Source organism: Rothia endophytica (assembly GCF_928381505.1).
GTDB lineage: Bacteria > Actinomycetota > Actinomycetes > Actinomycetales > Micrococcaceae > Rothia > Rothia endophytica_A.
In genome coordinates this window covers 1-4,407 of sequence record NZ_CAKMSJ010000020.1, presented here as the reverse complement: position 1 = coordinate 4,407, position 4,407 = coordinate 1, and the positions used below count along the sequence as shown (strand labels likewise).

6 protein-coding genes are annotated in these 4,407 nt (G+C 63.7%); all 6 read right to left on the bottom strand.

Going from position 1 to position 4,407, the window contains the following annotated elements; all coding sequences use genetic code 11:
- Positions 1-318: 318 nt before the first annotated feature.
- Positions 319-636 carry a DMT family transporter gene (locus L6990_RS11685; protein WP_046746591.1) on the bottom strand — a complete coding sequence of 106 codons (318 nt, stop codon included), beginning with the start codon at positions 634-636 and terminating at the stop codon, positions 319-321.
- Positions 636-995, bottom strand: coding sequence for a DMT family transporter (locus L6990_RS11680; RefSeq protein WP_237197834.1), 360 nt, complete (start codon positions 993-995; stop codon positions 636-638). Before L6990_RS11680 ends, L6990_RS11685 begins: the two co-directional genes overlap by 1 nt.
- Positions 992-1,519 (bottom strand): TetR/AcrR family transcriptional regulator, encoded by a 528-nt coding sequence (locus L6990_RS11675; protein ID WP_237197832.1) that lies wholly within the window; start codon positions 1,517-1,519, stop codon positions 992-994. The genes L6990_RS11680 and L6990_RS11675 overlap by 4 nt, the downstream gene beginning before the upstream one ends.
- A 143-nt stretch (positions 1,520-1,662) precedes the next feature.
- On the bottom strand, positions 1,663-2,586 hold the full coding sequence (locus tag L6990_RS11670; RefSeq protein WP_060920706.1) for an AAA family ATPase: 924 nt from the start codon (positions 2,584-2,586) through the stop codon (positions 1,663-1,665).
- Entirely contained in the window at positions 2,573-4,009 is a 1,437-nt protein-coding gene (locus L6990_RS11665) for a Mu transposase C-terminal domain-containing protein (protein WP_060920705.1), read from the bottom strand. Before L6990_RS11665 ends, L6990_RS11670 begins: the two co-directional genes overlap by 14 nt.
- Positions 4,010-4,018: 9 nt before the next feature.
- On the bottom strand, positions 4,019-4,264 hold the full coding sequence (locus tag L6990_RS11660; RefSeq protein WP_082714155.1) for a helix-turn-helix domain-containing protein: 246 nt from the start codon (positions 4,262-4,264) through the stop codon (positions 4,019-4,021).
- Positions 4,265-4,407 lie beyond the last annotated feature (143 nt).

Genomic DNA, 4,407 nt, shown 5'->3' with positions numbered 1-4,407 from the left:
CAATACCAGCGCACCGCCCACAGGATCACATCACCCTGGAAATGGCGCCACTTGAAATCCGTCATCGTTCCGTCCGTCCAATCTCCGCCAAGCATGCTCAAGCTTCACGATTTTTGCAACAGAGCCTCACGCCTGGCTCCAGTTCGGGGATACGAACGTCCGGTGCGTCGTCCAGGTGAAACGTTGGACGGCCGACGCCGTGGGCGTCCAGGTGACGATCGACGGCGACAAGCTGCGGTGCTGGATATGGCAGGGAGCATGTCAGCGAATCTCTGACCCGACCGACGTTTGGTAGCCCCGCTGTAAACGATCGCCGGGTTAGTGGACGGCTCCGAGTTCAATGCAGAGAACGCCACCGACGATGAGGACGATGCCGAGGCCCATCAGCCAGGTGAATGGCTCTTTGAACAGGAACTTGCTGAGGATGGCCGTGAGAGCGACGCCGGATGCAGCCCAGATGCCGTATGCGACGCCGAGCGCCATTCCGCCGGCGAGGGCGAGGCTGAGCATGGTGAATGCGAGGACGTAGCCCACGGCCACGCCGACGTACCAGCGCTTCTTGTCGACCGCCATACGGAGCGACAGAGTGCCGACGACCTCGAAGATGATTGCGCCGATGAGGAACAGCCAGACCATCACGCGACCTCTGCCTTCTTCTTGTGACCGGCCTGCGCGCCGAGTTCGACGCAGAGCACTCCGGCGATGACGACGACGATGCCGATGCCCATCAAGAGCGTGAGCGGTTCGCCGAAGATGATGAGGGAGAGGAGCGCCGTCAGTGCGACCCCGGAGGCTCCCCAGATGCCGTATGCGACGCCGAGGGCCATGCCGGTGCGCAGCACGAGGCTGAGGAACACGAAGGCGCCGATGTAGCCGGCTGCGACGAGTGCATAGAGGGCGGGTGAGTCCAGCGCCCCCTTGAGGGATAGTGAGCCGGTGACCTCTGCGGCGATCGCGCCGATGAGGAACAGCCAGCCTTTGGCTTTGTTGGTCACTGGGGGTCTCCTTCATTCACGAGTTGCAGGGCGATCGCGCGCAGGACGGATCGTTCGTCGTCACGGACAGTGGGGATGCCGAGGGCAGTGTTGAACCATGCGCCGTCAGCCAGCAGGCGGGCGGCGCGAAGTGATGCGCGGCTCGCCGGGTCAGTGTCGATGTCGCTGCCGAGCCACGGGGTGAGGCGTTCAGCCCACAGAGCAGACAACCGCTCCCGCAGGTTCACGTCCGCGAGCAGGGCGAGATCGCTGGAGTCGAAGTCGCCGTTGAGTGCGTAGTCGACGTACGCGCGCAGCTTGTCGATCGGCTCGGCATCCGTCGAGGCCCGAGTATGCAGATCCGCTTCCCAGCGGTCGATAATGCGGTTCACGACTGCGACAGTGAGAACTTCTTTCGTGCCGAAATGGTGGACCACCCCGGGCTTCGTCAACCCCGCCTCGCGAGCGACTGCATCGAGGGCGAGGGCATCGCCGCGGCGAAGGACTTCAACTGCGTGATCGAGAAGTTCGATTTTGGTTGGCACATTTCAAATATACCTACCATACGTATGGTAGGTCAACTCAGCTGCGGACTCAGCCGTAAACGATCGTTTTCGGTGTGCGGTTCGTCGAGGTCCCCGGTATGCGTTGTGAATCGCGGCGATGAATGTCGTGTTTCCCACGCCGCTTACCGTCCGATGAGGAGTGCTTCTTGGGCGGCGTCGACGGCCTCTGGGATGAGGCGTGTCTGCTTGTTGATGTCGAGTATGCGGTTGATCTGGGTGACGAGTCTGTCGGCGAGACGGAAGTTTCCGTTGGTGGCGCGGACGATTGCGGCGAGAGCTGCGGTGTGCGCGAGACCGGAGTCGTCTGGGTCGGGGTCCGGGAGGCGCTGCGCGACAACGGCGGTGAGCTCGTCACTGCGTAGCGCCCGGTACTCGTGAGCGAAGCCGATGCGGCTGTAGAGCTGGGGGTAGCGGGCGAGCCGTTTTTCGAGGCCGGGCATGCCGATGAGGATGACGCCCATCCGGTGGCGGTCGTAGAAGTCGCGGACTTGTTCGAGGCCGGCGGTTTTGAGTCGGTCGGCTTCGTCGATGATGAGCAGTTCGGTGTTTCCGCTGTGTTGGGACTCGGCGTGAACGAAAGGATCAACGTGCCCGTGTTCGGCGTAGTCGATGGCCCAGGAGATGTGCTGGCAGGCCCGGGGCAGGCCTTGATCGATTTGCTTGATGGTCGCGGCGACCGTGGGTGTGAAGAATGCCGTGCGGCTTCGTTGCACGGCCTCGGGCACGGGCGGCAGTGAGCCCTTGCCGCGGGAGAGCGGGTACCACTGCTCCCATTCGTCTGTACCGGCGTAGTTGCGTGCGGAGCGTGTCTTCCCGACGCCGGGTGGTCCGTAGCAGAGGCCGATGTAGCGGTGCGATCGGACGGTATCCGCGAACTCTGTAAACCGTCGGTGCTCACGTGTGGTAATGAATGCGGGCAAAGTGTCCGCGAGGGGCGGAGGCGCATCGGTGAACTCGTCGAAATGACCGTTGAGGAATCGGCGTCCGTCATCGTCAGGCGTGAAAAGAAGAGACCGGGGCGTGCTGTCTGGATCAGTCACTGGCATATGTCCTCAATCCGTGTCGCGCGGGAAGTGTCGCGGGCTGGTCGGGGGTTCTGTCGGGGGCCGTTGCGATCTCGGGACGGTGGCGCGTGTCTTCGGGAAGGGAACCCGCATGAGCGGTGAGCTCGCGGAGTTGCTGCTTCAGAGCGCGACGCCGCGCGTTCCTCGCGGTTTGCAGATCAGCAAAAGAGACGGTTTCCGAGGAGCGTTCGGGGGAAATTGCGCGGCAGAGGAATGCGTTGTCGTGGAAGATTCGTATCTCTCCGAGGTCGCGGAGGTCGTACCGCACCGTGACGTCTTCCCCGACGTATGCGGCGAGGACTGGTGAGATGTATCGGGTCGAGGCGAAACGGATCCCGTCGCGTTGCACACGGCGGGGCGTCGCTGCGGTGAGTAGAAGCAGATCGATGTCTTCCGGGCGAGCGGGTGTTCGAGGGATGAAACTGTCGCTGCGCCATCGCTCGTGCGGGGCAGCACCCGTCGATGAGTGGATGCGTTCGTTGTATTCGTCGACGATGAATCGCTCGAGAACGTCATCGAGCTGGTGCAAGGTCAACCTGGGTTCGGTGATGGGCGATCCACCGGTGCCGTGCGGGATGAAGCCGGGCAGGTGCGGCAGCAGCTCGGTCGTGATCGTTCGGTAGAACCGTTCGATCTTGCCGCGCCCCTGTGGGACGCCGATCCGTGAGTGAATCAAGCGCACGTGCACGTCGAGGCACACGTGCTCGATCCTGGTCGAGGTGAAATCGGACCCGTGATCGCTGTAGAGGATGTCCGGGAGGCCCGACACCACCCACTTCGGGTTTCGTTTCCGAGCGACGGCCTGGTGGAAAGCCAATGCGGAATGCTCGGCCGTGGGTGCTGAGACGCTGACCGCGTAGCCCGCGATCGCTCGTGAGTAGTCGTCGAGCACGATCGTGAGCCAGGGGCGGACGGCCTGCTGCCGGTCATCGAGAATCATCACATCGAGCAGAGTGTGGTCCATCTGCCACTGTTCATTCGGCGCAGAGGTTGTGCGGCGGTAGACCAGCTCGAACTTGTCTCGATAGGCCGCGTCCCTGCCGTCCGCGAGAGCGGTCAGGCCCGGGTCGAGCGCGTGCACGATTTCGCGGACCGTGGTGTACCCCGGGACGGATAGTCCTCGGCCCCTGGCGATATCACCGATGCGGCGGTGGATATACGCGATCGTCGGCGCGGGTCGCCGCACAGCAAGCGCCTCAATCGCCTTCACCAGCTCGGCGTCGATGTGCCTCGAACCCTTATCGCTGCGAGGTGCCCGTGAGAGCTGTCCCGTTTCCATCCGGGCTGCCCAGCGTTGCAGGGTCCGTACGGCGACGCCGGAGTGTTCCGCAATGCGCGTCCACGGCACCCCGTCCTGGTGTTGGCGCACAAGCTCGGCTTTCTGCCGATCGCTGAGGTGCGCCATGATTCCTCGTTAGGACCGCTCGACGTGCTCGGCCAGGTGCCGGTAGATCGTGGGCCGGGACACTCCGAACGTGTCGGCAATCTCTTGGACGGTGTGGCCGCCCTCGTCGTACATCGCCCGGGCCTGCCGGATCTTCGTCGGCGTCATCTTGAACTTCGGGCCGCCCTTCCGGCCCCGGGCGCGGGCGGCCGCGAGGCCGTCGTGGGTGCGTTCGACGATGAGGTCGTGTTCGAACTCCGCGATCGCAGCGAGCATGTGGAAGAACAGGCGACGGCTCTGTTGCAAAGATTGGCGGCAGTCAGAGGTAGGCTGTCGCTCTGCGCCGATCAGGCGGCTGCTGCGAAATGGTGGTTGAGCATGCCCATGGCCTCCGTCAGCGCCGAGGGCCCAATGCCAAA

Coding starts and splice junctions, on each gene's coding strand:
- L6990_RS11660 (WP_082714155.1), bottom strand. CDS start 4,264: ATGCTCGCTGCGATCGCGGAGTTCGAACACGACCTCATCGTCGAACGC.
- L6990_RS11665 (WP_060920705.1), bottom strand. CDS start 4,009: ATGGCGCACCTCAGCGATCGGCAGAAAGCCGAGCTTGTGCGCCAACAC.
- L6990_RS11670 (WP_060920706.1), bottom strand. CDS start 2,586: ATGCCAGTGACTGATCCAGACAGCACGCCCCGGTCTCTTCTTTTCACG.
- L6990_RS11685 (WP_046746591.1), bottom strand. CDS start 636: ATGGTCTGGCTGTTCCTCATCGGCGCAATCATCTTCGAGGTCGTCGGC.